This window comes from Flavobacterium soyae (assembly GCF_021245985.1).
Classification (GTDB): Bacteria; Bacteroidota; Bacteroidia; order Flavobacteriales; family Flavobacteriaceae; genus Flavobacterium; species Flavobacterium soyae.
In genome coordinates, this window is record NZ_JAJQXA010000008.1 from 135,401 (window position 1) to 153,714 (window position 18,314).

Below are 18,314 nucleotides of genomic sequence, written 5' to 3' on the forward strand. Positions count from 1 at the left end.
AGTGAAAACTATTACGAATTTTTAAAATTATATACATGTCAACATTACGTTTTCAAGCTTTAAAAGAAGCTTCTACAAGAAAGCCGGTACACTTTGAAGAAATAGATAAGAAATCGAATCTTTTTGGTTCAAATGTGTTTAATGAGAAAGCAATGAAGCAGTTTTTAACTTCAGATGCTTTAAAAGGAGTAAGAGATGCCATTCAACACGGAACGAAAATAGAACGAAAACTGGCAGATTATATCGCCATGGGAATGAAAGAATGGGCATTATCAAAAGGTGTTACGCATTATACACACTGGTTTCAGCCATTAACAGGAACTACTGCAGAAAAACACGATGCTTTTTTTGAAACATCGTATGATGGAAGTGATCCTGTCGAGAAATTTGGTGGTGCACAATTAGTACAGCAAGAGCCAGATGCATCAAGTTTTCCTAACGGCGGAATCAGAAATACATTTGAAGCAAGAGGTTATACAGCCTGGGACCCGACTTCGCCAGCCTTTATATATGGAACAACTTTATGTATTCCAACCGTTTTTATTGCCTATACAGGTGAAGCCTTAGATAATAAAATACCTTTATTAAGAGCATTATCTGCAATTGATGAAGCGGCTACAGAAGTTTGTAAATACTTTGATAAAAATGTAAAAAAAGTAACTGCAACCTTAGGATGGGAACAGGAATATTTCCTGATTGACAAAGCTTTAGCAAATTCACGCCCTGATTTAGTGATGACAGGAAGAACTTTATTAGGACATACATCTGCAAAAGGACAGCAGTTAGACGATCATTATTTTGGATCTATCCCAACTCGCGCCCTTACTTATATGAGGGATTTAGAGCAGGAATGTATGTTGTTGGGAATTCCGGTAAAAACACGCCATAACGAAGTTGCGCCAAATCAGTTTGAGCTGGCACCAATTTTTGAAGAAACAAACCTTGCAGTAGATCATAACTCTTTATTAATGGATGTAATGCAGAGAGTTGCAGAACGTCATGATTTTAAAGTATTATTTCATGAAAAACCATTTAAAGGAGTAAATGGATCAGGAAAGCACAATAACTGGTCGCTGGCAACAGATACAGGGGTTAATTTATTGAGTCCTAGTAAAACGCCAATGAGCAATTTACAGTTTTTGACTTTCTTTATTAATACCATAAAAGCGGTTAACGATTATGAAACTTTATTGAGGGCATCTATAGCAACAGCTAGTAATGATCATAGATTAGGAGCTAATGAGGCGCCGCCGGCTATTATTTCTGTTTTTATTGGAGCACAATTAACAAAAGTTTTATCTGAATTAGAAAGTGTAACAACCGGAAAATTATCTCCAGAAGAAAAAACAGATCTTAAACTAAATGTGGTTGGTAAAATTCCAGATGTACTTTTAGATAACACTGACAGAAATAGAACTTCGCCTTTTGCCTTTACAGGAAATAAATTTGAGTTTAGAGCGGTTGGTTCAAATGCAAACTGCTCGAATGCAATGACAACCTTGAATGCTATTGTGGCAAAACAATTAATAGATTTTAAAAATGAAGTGGAGAACCTGATCGAGTCGAAAGACATGAAAAAGGATGATGCTATTTTTAATGTTTTAAGAGAGTACATCAAACAATCTAAAAAAATCCTTTTTGAAGGCGATGGTTACAGCGAAGCCTGGGAAAAAGAAGCTGCAAAAAGAGGTTTAAGTAATTTTAAAACAACTCCGGAGGCGATAAAAGCTAAAGTTTCGAAACAAGCTTTAAACTTATTCGACGAACTTGGAATTTTTAACCATGTTGAGGCGGAAGCGCGTTATGAAATTGAATTAGAAGAATACACCAAGAAAATTCAGATTGAAGGAAGAGTTTTAGGAGACATTGCCAGAAATCATGTAATTCCAACTGCAATTCGCTACCAAAATACATTAATTGAAAATGTAAAAGGTTTAAAAGAAATCTTCGGAAAAGAATTTGAAACTATTGCAAAAGAACAGATTACTTTAATTAAAGAAATTTCTGGTCATATTGAAGGAATCAATTCTAAAGTTTTGGCCATGACCAATGAAAGAAAGAAAGCAAATCAGTTAACTGATGGTCAAAAAATGGCCGAAGCATATTGCAATAATGTGAAGCCATATTTTGAAGATATCCGCAATCACTGTGATAAATTAGAATTATTAGTGGATGACGAAAGCTGGACATTAACAAAATACAGAGAATTATTGTTTACTAAATAGTTTTTTCGCCACGAATTGCACGAATTTATATTTCAAAAATCATCCTTATTGGATGATTTTTGTTTTTTAGAAATAGAAATTTGTGAAAATTTGTGCAATTCGTGGCAAACTTTTTTGAAACCTATATTTGAATAAGCCAAAGAATTAAAAAAAGGGATTATCTTTGCACCACATCAACACAAACTAATTTTCATGAGTTCAGATTCTAGCAAAAGATATGCACAAAGAGGTGTTTCGGCATCAAAAGAAGACGTACATAACGCTATAAAAAATATTGATAAAGGTTTATTTCCACAAGCATTCTGTAAAATTGTCCCTGATTATTTAACTCAGGACAACGACCACTGTTTAATCATGCATGCTGATGGAGCGGGTACAAAATCATCCTTGGCTTATATGTACTGGAAAGAAACCGGAGATCTTTCGGTTTGGAAAGGAATTGCCCAGGATGCTTTAATCATGAATATTGACGATTTATTATGTGTTGGCGCAACGGATAATATTTTACTTTCTTCAACCATTGGAAGAAATAAAAACTTAATTCCGGCTGAAGTTATTTCGGCAATTATCAACGGAACCGAAGAACTAATCAACGAGCTAAAATCTTTTGGAGTAACAATTCATTCAACGGGAGGAGAAACTGCAGACGTTGGAGATGTTGTTCGTACGATAATTGTAGACTCGACTGTTACAGCTCGTATGAAACGCAGCGATGTTGTAGATAATGCAAATATTAAAGCCGGAGATGTAATTGTTGGATTGGCTTCTTTTGGACAAGCAACATATGAAAAAGGATATAACGGCGGAATGGGTAGCAACGGATTAACGTCTGCCCGCCATGACGTTTTCGGGAAATATCTGGCTAAAAAATACCCGGAAAGTTATGATGCTGCTGTTCCCGAGGAATTAATTTATTCAGGTCAGGTAAATTTAACGGATGAAGTTGAAAATAGTCCAATAAATGCTGGTCAATTGGTACTTTCTCCAACAAGAACTTACGCACCAATTATCAAGAAAATTTTAGATAAATACACACCAAACGAGATTCACGGAATGGTGCATTGCAGTGGCGGTGCGCAGACTAAAATTTTACATTTCGTTCAAAATTTACACATTATAAAAGATAATTTATTTCCGGTTCCGCCATTGTTCAAGTTAATTCAGGAACAATCAAAAACAGACTGGAAAGAAATGTATCAGGTTTTTAACTGCGGTCACCGTATGGAGCTTTACGTTCCTGAAAACATCGCACAAGATATTATTGAAATTTCAAAATCATTCAATGTTGATGCACAAATCGTAGGCAGGGTAGAAGCAGCAGATGCTAAAAAGCTTACTATTACCAGTGAATACGGAACATTCGAATATTAATTTTTTTGAGGTGCAAAGGATCAAAGGTTCAGAGTTACAAAGTTTTTAACATCTGAATTTTTAGTAGAGACGCACAGCAGTGCGTCTAACATTACGAAAGACGCACTGCTGTGCGTCTCTACAATTTATAAAACGCCAGTATTATGTACGAACTGCTTTTTTGGAGATATTTAGACGAAATTTACCTAAACCATCATGAGGTTTACGAGGCTCTTGTTGAAAAAGAAGAAGTTGACGGACTTGAGAAACTTCCTGTTGAGGTAATTATCAATCGTATCAATTCTGTTTTCTCAAAATGGGAAAGAGTAGATGAAAACAGCTGGAAAAATAATGCCGGAAAAGGAGCTTTCCAAGTTATTACAACACCGCAAAGCATCAAAATTGACTGTTACGGCACCGAAGGAAAAACCATGAATCAATTAGTAGATTTAATGGAAGAATTCAAATGTCCGCTTTACGATCCGCAGGTTCCGGAACGTTATGATGAAATGAGTGAATAATTATTTTTTGCATATCGAGTAGAAATTGAGAAAAAGTATAGCCCCTCCGGACAATGTCATTAAGTTAAGAGGAAATCTATAAAATTACTTAACAGTTTAATTAAGAAAGTCATTAGAAAAATCAGTAAAATCAGCGTCTAATTGTGACGCGGATAAAACAGATTTACTTCGTAAAAACGCTGATAAACACGGATTTGATTTGCAATAATTTTATTTTCTAAAAGCTTAACTTAATGACATTGCCCGTAGGGACTACATTTTATAGAAGAATGGCGGTAAAATATTTAAGCCTTAATTTTTTTAATTGATAGAGAAAAACATGAATGCAGTTTCAAATTTCAATTTCACAGATAATATAGTTTTAGAAGACGACTTCGTTTTATTATGTCCTATTCAGGAATCAGATGTAGAAAATTTACTAGAAATTTCTATTAACGAACCCGAAACCTGGAAATATTCTTTAGTTAGTGCAGAAGGAAGAGAGAATTTGATCAATTATATTCAATTGGCAATTAAAGCAAGAGAAAACCAGAAAGAATTTCCGTTTATAGTTTTCGATAAAAAGTCTCAAAAATATGCCGGCTCAACACGTTTTTACGATATCAACTTTGAGTTCAAAACCTTACAATTAGGTTATACTTGGTATGGATCTGCTTTTAGAGGAACCGGACTAAACAAACATTGTAAATTCCTATTATTACAATTTGCTTTCGAAACCCTTGGAATGGAGCGAGTAGAATTTCGTGCAGATAATAATAACGAACGAAGTATTGCTGCAATGAAAAGCATTGGCTGTAAAATCGAAGGTGTTTTAAGAAGCAATATGCCAACACGAGATAGCGATGTTCGTCGTGATTCTATCGTTTTAAGCATTCTAAAAAACGAATGGTTTGATGAAGTAAAAGAAAATCTAAAAAATAAGCTTTAAAAGAGCCGTTAGTTTTTTTCCATATTTGTAGGGCCGGATTTTAATCCAGTTTAAAAGAAACAGAAGGGAAAAAAGAACCATAGGTTCGACCAATATTGTAGGGCCGGATTTCAATCCAGTTTAAAAGAAACAGAAGGGAAAAAAGAACCATAGGTTCGACCAATATTGCAGGGCTGGATTTTAATCCAGTTTAAAAGAAACAGAAGGAAAAAAAGAACCATAGGTTCGACCAATATTGTAGGGCTGGATTTTAATCCAGTTTAAAAGAAACAGAAGGGAAAAAAGAACCATAGGTTCGACCAATATTGTAGGGCCGGATTTCAATCCAGTTTAAAAGAAACAGAAAGTAAAAAAGAACCATGGTTCGACCTGTTTTATTATGCTAAATGAACCGTTCCTACGGAATTTGTCATTCAAACTTGAAATTTATTTCCATTGACTTTTATTATTGGAATTTGGAATTTCAAAATTGAATTTTCCATAACCATTATTGGAATTTCTCATTAATTTATCCATCTTTCAATAACAAATTTTGTTCTTTTCGAAGCCTCACCACCAACTGATCAATATGAGTTTTTATCTTTTGAGGTAATGTATTCCAGTTTTGGTCTTTCTTAAAACTTCTGCAATGATCTAAATCACATTCTACTGCACGAATTACATATTTTTTGTTGTTATAAACCGTAATAATTTTTACACGTCTAATTTCGTCATATTCCGTTTTTGATCCGTAGACAATCACCGGATCAATGTAGCCATCACCATCAAGATCTTTGGTACTGCAATATTTTGTCCAAAACCAAATTGTAGTTTCTTTCGGATTATAATCTTCCAGTAAATCGTTAATTCTCCATTTTTCCAAAAAGCCGCCATGATCATTCATGACACAAATCGCCTGAATTTTAGTATTTAAAGTATCTTTTTTTGAAATATTTTTTTGATTTTCGGTTAAAACCAAATTAGTAACCCCGCCTTTATCTTTGTATTCAAAAGCTCTGTAAATAGGAAAATCAGAAATTTTATCAAGCTCTCTTTGAGTTATTTGTTCTTTGGATAATTTATAACTTTCAATTTTTTGAGAGAAAGCAAATATAGAATTTAGAAGAAACAGGAGTACAGTTATTTTTTTCATTTCGGCAGTTATGTTTAGAAAACCAAAGATATTCAAATGCTGTTGAGTTTAAAATTTAAATTTTTTAAAACTATATTTTATCGTAATTTTCTGAACCAAACAATTACTGAAAAAGACCTGATGAATATTGTACAAAAACCTGCTTTTATTATTGCATTTGGAATTTTAATGCTTGCTTTTACGGCAAATACAAATGCGCAGAAAAAGGGAAACAGCCTTGGAAATTTGATTCAATATGTAGATCCAATGATTGGAACAGCAAAAATGGGACACGCATATCCAGGAGCTACAGTTCCGTTTGGGAGCGTGCAGTTAAGCCCGGAAACAGATACAATTGCATACAGCTTAAACGGAAAATACAATGGCGAAGTTTATAAATATTGTGCAGGATATCAATATGAAGATAAAACAATTGTAGGTTTTAGTCACACCCATTTTAGCGGAACTGGCCACTCTGATTTAGGAGATTTTCTAATTATGCCAACAACCGGCAAATTGCAATTGAATCCCGGTGTTGCTTCAAAACCATTATCAGGTTACAGATCGGCATTTTCTCATGCAGCAGAAAAAGCAGAACCGGCTTATTACAGCGTTCTTCTGGAGGATCATAATATTAAAGCCGAGCTTACGGCGACTACCAGAGTAGGAATGCACCAATATACTTTTCCAAAATCAGATAAAGCACACATTATTCTCGATTTAACTTCGGGAATTTACAATTATGATAAAAAAAATGTCTGGACTTTTGTACGTGTAGAAAACGATACTTTAGTTACGGGTTATCGCCAGACAAACGGCTGGGCGAGAACCAGAACCGTTTATTTTGCAATGTCTTTTAGCAAACCAATTAAAAGTTATGGACAGGCCGCGCAGGAAAAAAGTGTTTACAGAGGCTTTTGGGGAAGATTCGATCAAACGAAAAATTTCCCCGAAATGGCAGGGCAAAACCTAAAATTGTTTTTTGATTTTGATACAAACGAAGGCGAAAAAATCAAAATCAAAATGGCTTTATCGCCTGTAAGTTCTGCAGGAGCTTTAGAAAACATGAAAAAAGAAATTCCGGATTGGGATTTTGAACGTGTTAAAAAACAAAGTCAGGAAATTTGGAATAAAGAACTGAATAAAATTCAGGTTGAAACCATTCAAAAAGAAGATTTGGTGAATTTTTATACCGCAATGTACCACGCTTTTTTAGGCCCAACAGAATATATGGACCTTGACGGAAATTACAAAGGTTTGGATATGAATGTACATAAAGCCGATAATTTTAAAAATTATACCAGTTATTCATTGTGGGATACTTATAGAGCTTTGCACCCGTTATTCAACATTGTGCAGCCTGCCAGAAATGCTGATATGATAAGTTCGATGCTCGCACATTCAGATCAAAGTGTTCATAAAATGCTGCCAATCTGGTCACATTATGCAAATGAAAACTGGTGTATGATTGGGTATCATTCCGTTTCTGTAATTGCCGATGCAATTGTAAAAGGAAATATAAATTTTGATGCTGAAAAAGCACTTCAGGCTTGTGTAAATACAGCAAAAGTTCCGTATTTCGACGGATTGGAATATTATATAAAAAAGGGATATGTTCCTGAAGATAAAAACAGTTCATCAGTTTCTAAAACTTTAGAATATGCTTATGATGATTGGGCAATTGCACAGGCAGCGAAGAAATTAGGAAAAACGGATATTTATAATGAATTCATAGAAAGATCAAAGAATTATAAAAACGTTTACGACGAGAAAACAGGATTTATGCGTCCTAAATTAAACGACGGAACTTTCAAAAAAGAATTTGATCCGCTTGATACACACGGACAAGGTTTTATCGAAGGGAATTCGTGGAATTATAGTTTATACGTACCGCAGGATCCTGCCGAGATGATTAAAATGATGGGTGGAAATGATAAATTTAAAGTTCGTTTAGATTCATTATTCAACATGCACCTGCCAGATAAATATTTTGAAAACACAGAAGATATTACAAGAGACGGAATTATAGGAAATTATGTTCACGGAAATGAGCCTTCGCACCATGTTGTGTACTTGTACAATTGGACAGATTCTCCGTGGAAAGCTCAGGATAAAATCAGAATGATTCTGAAAAAAATGTACCGAAACGGCGCCGATGGTTTAGGCGGAAATGACGATTTCGGGCAAATGAGTGCCTGGTATATTTTCAGCAATTTAGGGTTTTATCCCGTTGCTCCGGGTTCTGATGAATATGCATTGGGAAGTCCGCTGGTTAAAAAAGCTGTTTTCAATTTAGAAAACGGTAAAACATTTGAAGTCGAAACGGTAAATCAATCGGATAAAAATGTGTTTGTAAGCAAAGTTTTATTGAACGGAAAACAATTGGACAAACCGTTTTTAAAACATGCAGATGTTATTAATGGAGGAAAAATTACTTTTTATATGAGCGCAAAACCTAATAAGAAATATTATCAAAATTAAAGATGACCGCGGATTTGGCGGATGAAACGGGTTTACACTGATGTTTATTTATTGTAGTGATGTAATATTACCAATGTCACCCTGAGTGAAGTCGAAGGGCTTTTGCGATGAAAAAAGGGCTTCAACTTCGCTCAATCTGACAAGAGTACAAAATTAGAATTCGTGAAATTTGCGGCAAAAAATAAACAAAGATCGGGATCGCTCAGCCTGACAAGAGAACAATATTAAAATTCGAGAAAATTTGTGCAATTCGTGGCGGAACAACAAAAAACTTCACGAAATTTGCACTTCAAATAAAATTACACGCGATATGAAAATAAATTTAAAATCAGGAATTGATAAATTGCTTTTCGGAATGAAGCAGAACGATGTTACAGCTGTTTTAGGAAAACCTGATAAAAATTATAAAGATGAAGATGACAATGTGATTTTTGTTTATAATGCATACAAAATCAGATTGACATTTTATGAAGAAGAAGATTTAAAACTTGGTTATCTTGTAGCTTCAAGCAATGATTTAGAAGTTTTCGGATTCAAATTAATCGGAAGAAAAATTGCTGATGTAAAGAAAGATTTCGCTGCAAAAGGAATTACTAAATACAATCAGGAAACTTTTGATACTTTCGAAAATTATTTCAATGAAGACAATTGGTTTATTCTTCAAACAGAATTTGATGAGGTAGTAAAGTTTGAAATTGGCGCAATTATCAATAATAAAGATGAGTTTGACTGGAAGTTTCCGGTTAAGAAATAGTAATTTGTCATCCTGAGGAACGAAGGATCACACTAGTTGATCGACATAGATTGTCGACATGCTTTGTAGAGTTCCTAGTGTGATCCTTCGTTCCTCAGGATGACAAAATAAAAAAACCGACAAGTGATTGTCGGTTTTTTTTATGAGTTTAAAAGAAATTACCCTTTTAACCATGCATTTCTAAGTTTGTCTTTTGAAGCATCAGTAGCTTTAAAAGTCTCAGTTTCTTCGTATGGTAATTTTACAGTTCCTTTAATAGTTTCTTCTTTACCGGCGCGTTTTATTTTTACAGCGATTGGATCATTTTCTTTCCATTTTTCACTTTCACCAATAAGGTCGTAAATGTTTTCTAAAGAATATGCTTTGTTGTTAACTGCTAAAATGATATCTCCGCCTTTTAAATTTAAATTCTTGAAAAAATCGTTTGGTTCAACATCAGAGCGAACTGCAATTTCTTTTGTCTGCTTGTCAATTGTAATGTATGGAGTTTGCCCTTTTAAGAAAACTGCTCCGGCTTTTTTCTCAGTAGATTTAGTTACTCCAACTTTTGCAAGATAAAAATCGTAAGGGATTGGAGTAGTTCCGGCAACATATTTGTTTAAGAAATCTCCAACTTCAGGATAAGTTAATTGTGTAATTTTAGCAAATAACTCATTATCGTTAAACGGTTTTTCAACACCATATTCAGTTGATAATTTGTGCATTAAATCAAGGATTCCTCTTTCACCGTTGCTTTTTTCTCTAATGATAATGTCTATACACATCCCAATCAAAGCACCTTTTTGATACACATTTAAGTATTGGTCTTTATAAGGCTGTTCTAAAACGTTAGCACTCATTTTAGTAAATGACATTGTATCATCTAACTTTTTAGCCTGCTCAATTTTATCAGCAATTCTAGTGTAGAATTCTGCTTCATCAATTAAACCTTGATTAATCTGGAAAAGATTTGCAAAATATTCTGTTACACCTTCGTACATCCATAAATGTTCAGACATTTTTGGGTCATTATAATCAAAATACTGGATTTCTTTTGAGTGAATAGTCAATGGAGTTACAATATGAAAAAACTCGTGAGAAACAACATCTTTCATCGATTCTACCAGTCTTTCTTTTGGCATAGATTCCGGAAGCACAACTGTAGTAGCTGTTGGGTGTTCCAGAGCTCCAAACCCATGTGCATCGTCTTTTGCCATACTTGATAAGTATAATAAAACAGTATACTTTTTAGTTGAATTTACTTTACCTAAAAAGTTTTTCTGAGCCGTCATCATTGTTTTCATTTCTGGCGTAATACTTTCTGCAGTAAATTTTCCTGTTGGAGAATAAACAGCAATTAAAATATCCATTCCGTTAACATTAAAAGTAGTATAATCCGGCTTAGAGTACATAATTGGATTTTCAACCAAAACGGCGTAACGAGGTGTTGTAAAAACGTCACTTGTTTTGCTTGCATCTTCATCATTCATTGATGTTGCTCCCCAAAGTGTTTCAGGATGTGTAATAGTAACTTTGTACGGAATTTCTAATTTGTCTTTGAAATACCCAACAAAACCATGTGTATTTACTAAGAAATTCTCTCCGGCTTTGATGTTTGTTCCTGCAGGTGAGAAAATATCATCATTACCAAATCCGGTTCCTTTTTCAGTGTCAAAAGTGTCATTAACTAAATAAGTAATTTTTTTTAGCGCTTTAGCATTAGAAATAGACCATGAATTATCACCAAGTCTATTTACTGTTAAAGCATTTCCTTTAGCATCATAAGCTTTAAAATCTTCTGAGTATTTTCCGTAGTTATCAGTAGAATAAGTTCCGGGAACTGTTTTTGGAATGCTGTAGATGATTTCATCTGTTTTAATTGGCGGAGGTGTTACAGTTACCAAAACTTTGTCATTTTTTACATCAACAAGATTAATGTTAACGTCTACGACATTTTTTTCAGAAACTGAAGAACTTCCCGTTTTACAGCTCCAAAGCGTTACTGCAAGAGCTAAAGTGTAAAGTATTTTTTTCATTTGATATTGTTTAGTTATGTGTATATGACTTAAAAATCACAAAAATGTTACAATAATTTATAAATATAAAAAAAACTCCTGAAAAACAGGAGCTTTGATCTTAGTCTAACTTATTCTTTATGTAATATTTTCCGTCAAGGTCTTCGTCAAAATCATCAATTTTAATTGGTTTGGGTTTCGGCTTATTTGCAATAGCCTTCTTTTTCCACATCTCAAATTTTTCAAGAGGCATTTTCTTTTTCATGATTTCAAGAACTTCTTTTTCTGCCAATCCAAATTCTTTTTTTATGATTTCAAATGGATTTCTTTCTTCTAAGGCTAACGAAACTAGTCTTTCCGTTTGTTCCCAATTCAATTCTTTGCGGTTACTCTTTTTCATCTCGTGAAAATTAATTCAAAATAGAGGGTTAATGATTAATAGATTGATTTTCATTTTATATATCAATATTAATAAAAAAAATAATTAGTTGGTACGCCTAAGTATATTTTTTTTATTGATTTTTAGTGTTTTTTGCAGATCTTGATTTTTGAAACGGAATTTGCAATAAATTTTTCAATTGGTTGTTTTCTTCGGGCAGCATATGAGTATCTACACCGTAAACTAATTTATCTTTTGACAAAGTGATATATGTGCCGAAAAGCCGGTCCCAAACAGAAAATATATTACCATAATTGCTGTCTGTATAAGGAAGAACATAATGATGATGTACTTTATGCATATTAGGAGAAACTATAAAGTAACTTAAGAAAAAATCCAGCTTATCTGGCAGCGAAATATTTGCATGATTAAATTGTGAGAATATAACAGATAAGGACTGATATAAAAATACCATCCACATTGGGCTTCCTGCGATTAATACGCCAAGCGCAGTAAACAGAAAACGAATTACACTCTCACCCGGGTGATGTCTGTTTGCTGTTGTTGTATCAATCCAGGTATCAGTATGATGAATAATGTGAAAACGCCATAAAAACTTTATTTTATGTTCTATAAAATGTACTAAATAGGCACCAACCAAATCCAATAAAAGCAATCCAATAATAGTATAAAGCCAAATAGGCATTTCCGGAAGCCATTGTAAAATCCCGAAATTATTCTCAGTTGTCCAGCTGGCTGTTTTTATTAAAATGAAAGCCAGAATAAAGTTGACAATAATAGTAGTGATGGTAAAGAAAATATTAATTCCGGCATGATGCCATTTTTTGTACTGCATTTGAAATAGCGGAAAAGTATTTTCTATCACCCAAAAAAGTGTAATTCCGCCAACTAAGATAAGACTCCGGTGTGAAGACGGAATAGAGCTGAAATAAGAAATAATTTCGTTCATAACAAATAAGATTTGAGTTGAAATGAAACTTTTTTTTGATTTAAACCAAAGAAAAAGAGAAAACCAAATATAAATATATCTGATTTTCTCCTTAAATTTTAAAAATGATTAAATATTTATGCTTTTTTAATCAAGCTGATAATAAATAATAAGACCCATGCACCTCCCACAGCAATTATAATCTGCCATAAAAGTCCGCCGCCGCCAATACCAAATTTACCGGCAATCCAGCCGCCTACAAATCCACCAATAATTCCAACAATGATGTTGCCAATTAAACCAAAACCGGCACCTTTCCAAATTTGACCAGCTAACCAGCCGGAAATTGCTCCTATTAATAAGAAATACAAAAATTCCATAATATTTTTTTTAGTTATAATTAAAATCAGTTATGCTTCTGCATGATTTTGAAGTAATGTTTTATAAATAAACCCGGCTGCAATGGCACCTAAAATTGGAGCTGCCCAAAATAGCCAAACCTGCGAAAGTGGTTCTCCGCCTGCAAAAATTGCCTGAGATAATGATCTTGCAGGATTTACAGATGTATTTGTAATTGGAATACTAATTAAATGAATCAATGTTAGTCCAAGACCAATTGCAATACCGGCAAATCTTCCGTTTGCAAATTTATCTGTTGCACCTAAAATTATTAATAAGAAAAATAAAGTAAGTACAAATTCGGCTATGAAAGCTGCTTGTAATGAATATCCATCAGGAGAAAATGCACCAAAACCATTAGATGCAAATGCTCCGGCTTTGGTATTATCGATTATAAATCCTGCCTTTCCGGATGCGATTGTATATAATGTTCCCGCAGCAGCAATTGCACCAATACATTGTGCAATAATGTACGGAATAAGATCTTTGACAGGAAATCTCCCTCCAGCCCATAAACCAAATGATACTGCCGGGTTAAAATGCCCGCCTGAGATATGCCCTACGGCATATGCCATTGTCAAAACAGTTAAACCAAATGCTAAAGCAACACCTGCAAACCCGATTCCTAATTCAGGATAACCAGCAGCAAAAATGGCGCTTCCACAACCTCCAAAAACCAGCCAATAAGTTCCAAAGAACTCTGCAAACAATTTTTTCATAATAAAATAATTTTAGATTAATAGATTTGATTGTTAAAAGGTATATAGATACGCCCAAACAATCAAAACAAACTGTAAGGGCAAACGTACAAATAAAATCCATTTTGGTAAACCAAAACTCGCTTTTTTATTTTGCAGCATGTATAAATTTGCAGGAAATATAGCAATTAGTAATGCAATAATCCCCCATGCTGCCAAATGTGTTGTAAAAGAAAGCATCAGCAGAATGCCTAATAGTATTTCAGCAGCTCCACTTAAAATATTTATTATATTAGGTTTCTTGAATATTGGAGGAATGATTCTGATGTACATTTCCGGACTTCGAAAATGATTAATACCTGCAAGTATATAAAGTATCGCCATTAAATATAAATGCCAGGGTAAAATCATGATAATTAATTGTTTATCACGAATTTATAAAAAAATTAACAATTATTACACTACAAGATCATTTATTTTAATTATTGCAAAAAAGCATTATTTTTTTTGTTTAAAATTTACATTCATAATAATGATTGCCAAGATGATCAAAATGATTCCAACCCATTGAGAAAGAATTACTTGTTCGTTTAATAAAATATAAGCCATCATTACAGAAACCGGAAGTTCCAATGCAGAAACGATACTTCCTAATCCAATTCCGGTTAATGGAAAACCTAAGTTCATTAAAAGTGGTGGAATAATAGTTCCGAATAAAGATAAAACAATTCCCCATTTCAGGAAAATTGCCAGATTGAAAGGTGTAACCTGAGTAAAAAAACCGAAAGTAAATACAATTACGGCTCCGCCAAGAAGCATATATAAACTGCGTTGTGCAGAAGAAATTCCTGTTGCAACACGGTTTGCAGTAAACATTGTTGTAGTAAATGAAGCTGCAGCGAGAACTCCCCATACAATTCCGCGCCAGTCAAGCACAATATCATTATTGATAATATTAGTAGCTAAAACAGTTCCTATCAGCACAATAAAAACAGCAATGACTTTTTGTTTTGAGGGTAATTTTTTTTCTAAAATCATTTCAAGTAAAACTCCCATCCAAACAGTCTGCATTAATAAAACGATTCCAATTGAAACTGGAATAAATTTAACTGCCAGATAGTAGAACAAACTTGTCATTCCTAACGAGGTTCCGGCAAGCATTAAATGAAATATATTTTTTGAAGTAGCTTTTACAACCTTTTCCTTATTTTTTACTTTTTGAAAAGTGTTGATGATCAAAATACCAATTATTCCAAGTACAAATTGAGAGGTTGTTACTTCTGCAGTTGAATATCCTTCAGAATATGCCATTTTTACAAAAGTGGCTAACATTCCGTAAGTTGTAGCTCCTAAAGCAACTAAAAGCACTCCCTTTAATACGTTATTTTGTGACATTTTGATTGTTTGTTTTAAAAATTCAAGCCGGCAAAGGTAAGTTATTTTGTTTAAGAATTAATAGAAAATATATGTAAATATTGTCAATGTGTGTGTCTGCGATGCATTATGGTATTCAAATTTGAAGATTTGACAGAATTGGAGAAATGAAAAAAGCCGTCAAAATCTACATTTTGACGGCTTTACTATTTTTATAAAATGGATTTAAAGTATTATTTAGCAGGTTGATTTTGATACGTTTCAATTTCAAAAATCAAAGTAGCATTTGGTGGAATAACTCCTCCGGCGCCTTGTTCTCCGTAAGCTAAATTTGAAGGAAGGAAGAAAATTGCCTTTTCTCCATCTGTCATCATATCCAGAGCTTCAATAAAACCGGGAATCATACCGTCTTTTTTACCAACTGTAAAAGGAAAGGCTTTATAACCGCCTTGAGCGTCTCTGTTTGCATCATATTTTCCGTATGCTTTTGCTACATCAGTTATGCTGCTGTCAAAAAGATTTCCATCTTCAAAGTATCCTGCATAATGAAAATAAATTGTAGAACCTGCAGGGCCTTTTACTCCTGTTCCGTTTTTAGTAATTACATACTTTAAACCAGATGCAGTTGCAGTCGCTTTAGCTTTTGTTGCAGCAAAATAAGCAGCTTTTTCAGCTACTACCTTTTTAGCTTCGTCTTTTTTGGCTTCTTGTTTTTTTACATCATCACTAAAGATTTTTACCGCATCAAATTTTTTAGCTGCGGCGCCTTTACGTGTAATTGTAATTTTTGTCATGATATCATTCTGAACAATTTTGTTTACATTGTCCATCCCGGATACTACATGACCAAAAATAGTATGTTTTCCGTTTAACCAAGGAGTATCTTTATGCGTGATAAAAAATTGGCTTCCGTTTGTTGCAGGGCCTGAATTCGCCATTGCTAAAACACCGCCTTTTTCAAATTTTAATTCCTCTACAAATTCATCTTTAAATGCATATCCAGGACCTCCAGAGCCATTTCCGTCCGGATCACCGCCCTGAATCATAAAGTCATTAATAACCCTGTGGAATTTTAAACCATCGTAAAAAGGTTTTCCTTTAAGTTTTTCAACTTTTACATAAGGGTTTTTTCCTTCTGCCAAAGTAATAAAGTTAGCCACAGTAACTGGAGCTTTTACATATTCTAATGAAACAACAATGTCTCCTTTTGTTGTTGAAATTGTTGCAAAAATACCTTCAGCAGGATTAGCCGAAACAGCTGTTTTAGGTTTTGCTGCAGTAGTTTTTTTTGCTTGTGCCTGAATGTTTAATACAGCCAGACAGAATAAAAATAGAAATTTAAATTTCATTGTGTTTCGAATTTAAGTCTGTAAAACTAATTATAAAAATAATTATGGTTTTTCTAATAATTGAACTTCAAAAATAATATTTGCATTTGGCGGAATAACTCCTCCAGCTCCAGTTGCTCCATACGCTAAATGAGATGGAATAAAAAGAACCGCTTTATCACCAAAAGAAAGTTTTTCGATTCCTTCGATAAATCCAGGAATTAAACCGTCTTTTTTTCCTGCCTGAAAAGGAATTGGCTGATATCCGTGCTGTTCTGCTCTTGCAGCATCAAATTTTCCGAAAGTTTTATTAACCTCTTCAATGCTCGAATCAAATAAAGTTCCGTCTTCAAGGAAACCAGCATAGTGAATATAAACCTGAGTTCCTGCTGCAGGTTTTTTTCCTGAACCTTTTTCGGTAATAACATATTCTAAACCAGTTGAAGTTTTTGTCGCTTTTGGTCTTATAGAAGCATAGAAATCTACTTTTTCTTTTTGAGCTCCTGCATACTTGCTTTTTTCTTTAGCTATATCAGCAAAATAATCGTGAAATACTTTTACAGCATCAAATTTCTTAGCTGCTTCACCATTTCTGATAATAGTTACAACAACGATATTATCACCCTGAACTACTTTATTTACTACCTCTTGTCCTTTTTCAACAACGTGGCCAAAAATGGTATGTTTATTATCTAACCAGGGAGTTTCAACATGTGTAATAAAAAATTGGCTGCTGTTTGTTCCTGGCCCGTTGTTTGCCATTGCTAAAACACCGGCTTTGTCGAATTTTAAATCTGAGAATTCGTCCTTAAATTTATATCCAGTATCTCCAGAACCTGTTCCTAGCGGATCTCCAGACTGAATCATGAAATCTTCAATAACTCTGTGGAATTTTAAGCCATCAAAAAAAGGTTTCTTTTTTAATTTTTCATCCGTTACAAATTCGTTTTTACCTTCTGCCAATGTTACAAAGTTTGCAACCGTTATTGGCGCTTTTTTGTAATCTAATTCAACAATGATGTGTCCTTTATTAGTTTCGATATCAGCATATAAACCATCTGGTAAATTACTGTGGTCGTCTTTGCATGAATACAATGAGCTTACGGCTAATAGTAATAATAAAATACTTTTTTTCATTTCTTAAAATGTTTTTTATGGGTTTATTGTATCTTTTTTAGTTGTTGCGGCTGGTTTCACAGCTGCAGGTTTTGGAGTTTTTACTGATGTTGCACCCGTACCCACAGCAGCAGGAGCAGCAGTAGTTTGTGCCGGGTCCGGAACGAAATTACGAAGCGTAACAGTACAAATTAAGGATTCATTAGGCCCAATCTTTTTATTGTCTCCGTGGTATCCATACGCGATATGAGATGGAAACAGAAAAGTAACTGTTTCGTTCTTTTTCATGTATTTGATTCCATCACGTAATCCCATCATAATATTTTGTTTATCTACATAATAAGTCTGCGGGCCAAGATCAGATTCTGAATAAATAAGTGTGCCATCGATATTTTTAACTTCTAAATTGAAATAGGCAATATCTCCTTTTTTTGGAGCTGTAGTTTCAGTATTATTTTTTTCATCATAAGAGAACCAATATCCTTTTTTAGTAGCGTAATATTTTACTTTCGGATTGCTTTTGATGATTTTCTTGATGACTTCTTCTTCGCTTGCTACTAACTTTTTATTTCTGTCAGCCGATTTTTTCATAAAAGTACCCGAAGCTCTCGAAATTGGTCTTCGTGCTTCTTCATGGTGTTTACAGCCCACCAATAAAACTGCAAAAAGCAGTGAGTAAATGCTAAGTTTTAAGTAGTTCATATTGG

At 33.8% G+C, this 18,314-nt stretch carries 17 protein-coding genes; 6 read left to right on the forward strand and 11 right to left on the reverse strand.

What is annotated here, in order from left to right; translation table 11 throughout:
* Nucleotides 1–35: 35 nt before the first annotated feature.
* From LUU93_RS12140 to LUU93_RS12155, 4 genes are all read left to right on the forward strand, one after another.
* On the forward strand, nucleotides 36–2,225 hold the full coding sequence (locus LUU93_RS12140) for a glutamine synthetase III family protein (RefSeq protein WP_232681384.1): 2,190 nt from the start codon (nucleotides 36–38) through the stop codon (nucleotides 2,223–2,225).
* A 192-nt stretch (nucleotides 2,226–2,417) separates the two neighbouring features.
* Nucleotides 2,418–3,596, forward strand: coding sequence for an AIR synthase related protein (locus LUU93_RS12145; RefSeq protein ID WP_232681385.1), 1,179 nt, complete (start codon nucleotides 2,418–2,420; stop codon nucleotides 3,594–3,596).
* Nucleotides 3,597–3,739: 143 nt separating this feature from the next.
* A complete protein-coding gene (locus tag LUU93_RS12150; RefSeq protein ID WP_232681386.1) occupies nucleotides 3,740–4,096 on the forward strand; it encodes a hypothetical protein in 357 nt (118 codons plus the stop codon).
* A 319-nt stretch (nucleotides 4,097–4,415) separates the two neighbouring features.
* Complete coding sequence (locus LUU93_RS12155; RefSeq protein WP_232681387.1) at nucleotides 4,416–5,024, forward strand: GNAT family N-acetyltransferase; 609 nt, start codon at nucleotides 4,416–4,418, stop codon at nucleotides 5,022–5,024.
* Between the two features lie 508 nt (nucleotides 5,025–5,532).
* On the opposite strand, the gene LUU93_RS12160 is transcribed toward LUU93_RS12155, so the two are convergent.
* Nucleotides 5,533–6,156 carry a M949_RS01915 family surface polysaccharide biosynthesis protein gene (locus LUU93_RS12160; RefSeq protein WP_232681388.1) on the reverse strand — a complete coding sequence of 208 codons (624 nt, stop codon included), beginning with the start codon at nucleotides 6,154–6,156 and terminating at the stop codon, nucleotides 5,533–5,535.
* 120 nt (nucleotides 6,157–6,276) lie between these two features.
* Between LUU93_RS12160 and LUU93_RS12165 the strand changes: the two genes are divergently transcribed.
* Both LUU93_RS12165 and LUU93_RS12170 read left to right on the forward strand, forming a co-directional pair.
* The gene (locus LUU93_RS12165) at nucleotides 6,277–8,616 is read left to right on the forward strand and encodes a GH92 family glycosyl hydrolase (protein ID WP_232681389.1); all 2,340 of its coding nucleotides are present in this window, start codon (nucleotides 6,277–6,279) and stop codon (nucleotides 8,614–8,616) included.
* Between the two features lie 310 nt (nucleotides 8,617–8,926).
* Nucleotides 8,927–9,370 carry a hypothetical protein gene (locus LUU93_RS12170; RefSeq protein WP_232681390.1) on the forward strand — a complete coding sequence of 148 codons (444 nt, stop codon included), beginning with the start codon at nucleotides 8,927–8,929 and terminating at the stop codon, nucleotides 9,368–9,370.
* A gap of 158 nt (nucleotides 9,371–9,528) precedes the next feature.
* Here LUU93_RS12170 and LUU93_RS12175 read toward each other — a convergent pair whose 3' ends face one another.
* The 10 genes from LUU93_RS12175 to gldI form a co-directional block, all read right to left on the reverse strand.
* Nucleotides 9,529–11,385, reverse strand: a complete 1,857-nt coding sequence (locus LUU93_RS12175) for a M61 family metallopeptidase (protein WP_232681392.1) — start codon at nucleotides 11,383–11,385, stop codon at nucleotides 9,529–9,531.
* Nucleotides 11,386–11,485: 100 nt separating this feature from the next.
* Nucleotides 11,486–11,764, reverse strand: coding sequence for a DUF2805 domain-containing protein (locus tag LUU93_RS12180; RefSeq protein ID WP_073416753.1), 279 nt, complete (start codon nucleotides 11,762–11,764; stop codon nucleotides 11,486–11,488).
* A 112-nt stretch (nucleotides 11,765–11,876) separates the two neighbouring features.
* Entirely contained in the window at nucleotides 11,877–12,713 is an 837-nt protein-coding gene (locus LUU93_RS12185) for a sterol desaturase family protein (protein ID WP_232681393.1), read from the reverse strand.
* A 116-nt stretch (nucleotides 12,714–12,829) separates the two neighbouring features.
* Nucleotides 12,830–13,072, reverse strand: a complete 243-nt coding sequence (locus LUU93_RS12190; protein WP_232681394.1) for a GlsB/YeaQ/YmgE family stress response membrane protein — start codon at nucleotides 13,070–13,072, stop codon at nucleotides 12,830–12,832.
* 30 nt (nucleotides 13,073–13,102) lie between these two features.
* Nucleotides 13,103–13,810 carry an aquaporin Z gene (gene aqpZ, locus LUU93_RS12195; protein WP_232681395.1) on the reverse strand — a complete coding sequence of 236 codons (708 nt, stop codon included), beginning with the start codon at nucleotides 13,808–13,810 and terminating at the stop codon, nucleotides 13,103–13,105.
* 33 nt (nucleotides 13,811–13,843) lie between these two features.
* A complete protein-coding gene (locus tag LUU93_RS12200) occupies nucleotides 13,844–14,200 on the reverse strand; it encodes a DoxX family protein (RefSeq protein ID WP_232681396.1) in 357 nt (118 codons plus the stop codon).
* An 87-nt stretch (nucleotides 14,201–14,287) separates the two neighbouring features.
* Complete coding sequence (locus LUU93_RS12205) at nucleotides 14,288–15,184, reverse strand: EamA family transporter (RefSeq protein ID WP_232681397.1); 897 nt, start codon at nucleotides 15,182–15,184, stop codon at nucleotides 14,288–14,290.
* Nucleotides 15,185–15,396: 212 nt separating this feature from the next.
* Nucleotides 15,397–16,512 (reverse strand): peptidylprolyl isomerase, encoded by a 1,116-nt coding sequence (locus LUU93_RS12210; RefSeq protein WP_232681398.1) that lies wholly within the window; start codon nucleotides 16,510–16,512, stop codon nucleotides 15,397–15,399.
* Nucleotides 16,513–16,554: 42 nt separating this feature from the next.
* A complete protein-coding gene (locus LUU93_RS12215) occupies nucleotides 16,555–17,628 on the reverse strand; it encodes a peptidylprolyl isomerase (RefSeq protein ID WP_232681399.1) in 1,074 nt (357 codons plus the stop codon).
* 15 nt (nucleotides 17,629–17,643) lie between these two features.
* On the reverse strand, nucleotides 17,644–18,309 hold the full coding sequence (gldI, locus tag LUU93_RS12220) for a gliding motility-associated peptidyl-prolyl isomerase GldI (protein ID WP_232681400.1): 666 nt from the start codon (nucleotides 18,307–18,309) through the stop codon (nucleotides 17,644–17,646).
* Nucleotides 18,310–18,314: the final 5 nt, after the last annotated feature.

Bases quoted from the DNA above. Each gene is read 5' to 3' on its own strand.
- LUU93_RS12150 (WP_232681386.1), top strand. From the start codon at position 3,740: ATGTACGAACTGCTTTTTTGGAGATATTTAGACGAAATTTACCTAAAC.
- gldI (WP_232681400.1), bottom strand. From the start codon at position 18,309: ATGAACTACTTAAAACTTAGCATTTACTCACTGCTTTTTGCAGTTTTA.
- LUU93_RS12190 (WP_232681394.1), bottom strand. From the start codon at position 13,072: ATGGAATTTTTGTATTTCTTATTAATAGGAGCAATTTCCGGCTGGTTA.
- LUU93_RS12165 (WP_232681389.1), top strand. From the start codon at position 6,277: ATGAATATTGTACAAAAACCTGCTTTTATTATTGCATTTGGAATTTTA.
- LUU93_RS12160 (WP_232681388.1), bottom strand. From the start codon at position 6,156: ATGAAAAAAATAACTGTACTCCTGTTTCTTCTAAATTCTATATTTGCT.
- LUU93_RS12175 (WP_232681392.1), bottom strand. From the start codon at position 11,385: ATGAAAAAAATACTTTACACTTTAGCTCTTGCAGTAACGCTTTGGAGC.
- LUU93_RS12205 (WP_232681397.1), bottom strand. From the start codon at position 15,184: ATGTCACAAAATAACGTATTAAAGGGAGTGCTTTTAGTTGCTTTAGGA.
- LUU93_RS12140 (WP_232681384.1), top strand. From the start codon at position 36: ATGTCAACATTACGTTTTCAAGCTTTAAAAGAAGCTTCTACAAGAAAG.
- LUU93_RS12170 (WP_232681390.1), top strand. From the start codon at position 8,927: ATGAAAATAAATTTAAAATCAGGAATTGATAAATTGCTTTTCGGAATG.
- aqpZ (WP_232681395.1), bottom strand. From the start codon at position 13,810: ATGAAAAAATTGTTTGCAGAGTTCTTTGGAACTTATTGGCTGGTTTTT.
- LUU93_RS12155 (WP_232681387.1), top strand. From the start codon at position 4,416: ATGAATGCAGTTTCAAATTTCAATTTCACAGATAATATAGTTTTAGAA.
- LUU93_RS12210 (WP_232681398.1), bottom strand. From the start codon at position 16,512: ATGAAATTTAAATTTCTATTTTTATTCTGTCTGGCTGTATTAAACATT.
- LUU93_RS12185 (WP_232681393.1), bottom strand. From the start codon at position 12,713: ATGAACGAAATTATTTCTTATTTCAGCTCTATTCCGTCTTCACACCGG.
- LUU93_RS12145 (WP_232681385.1), top strand. From the start codon at position 2,418: ATGAGTTCAGATTCTAGCAAAAGATATGCACAAAGAGGTGTTTCGGCA.
- LUU93_RS12215 (WP_232681399.1), bottom strand. From the start codon at position 17,628: ATGAAAAAAAGTATTTTATTATTACTATTAGCCGTAAGCTCATTGTAT.
- LUU93_RS12180 (WP_073416753.1), bottom strand. From the start codon at position 11,764: ATGAAAAAGAGTAACCGCAAAGAATTGAATTGGGAACAAACGGAAAGA.
- LUU93_RS12200 (WP_232681396.1), bottom strand. From the start codon at position 14,200: ATGATTTTACCCTGGCATTTATATTTAATGGCGATACTTTATATACTT.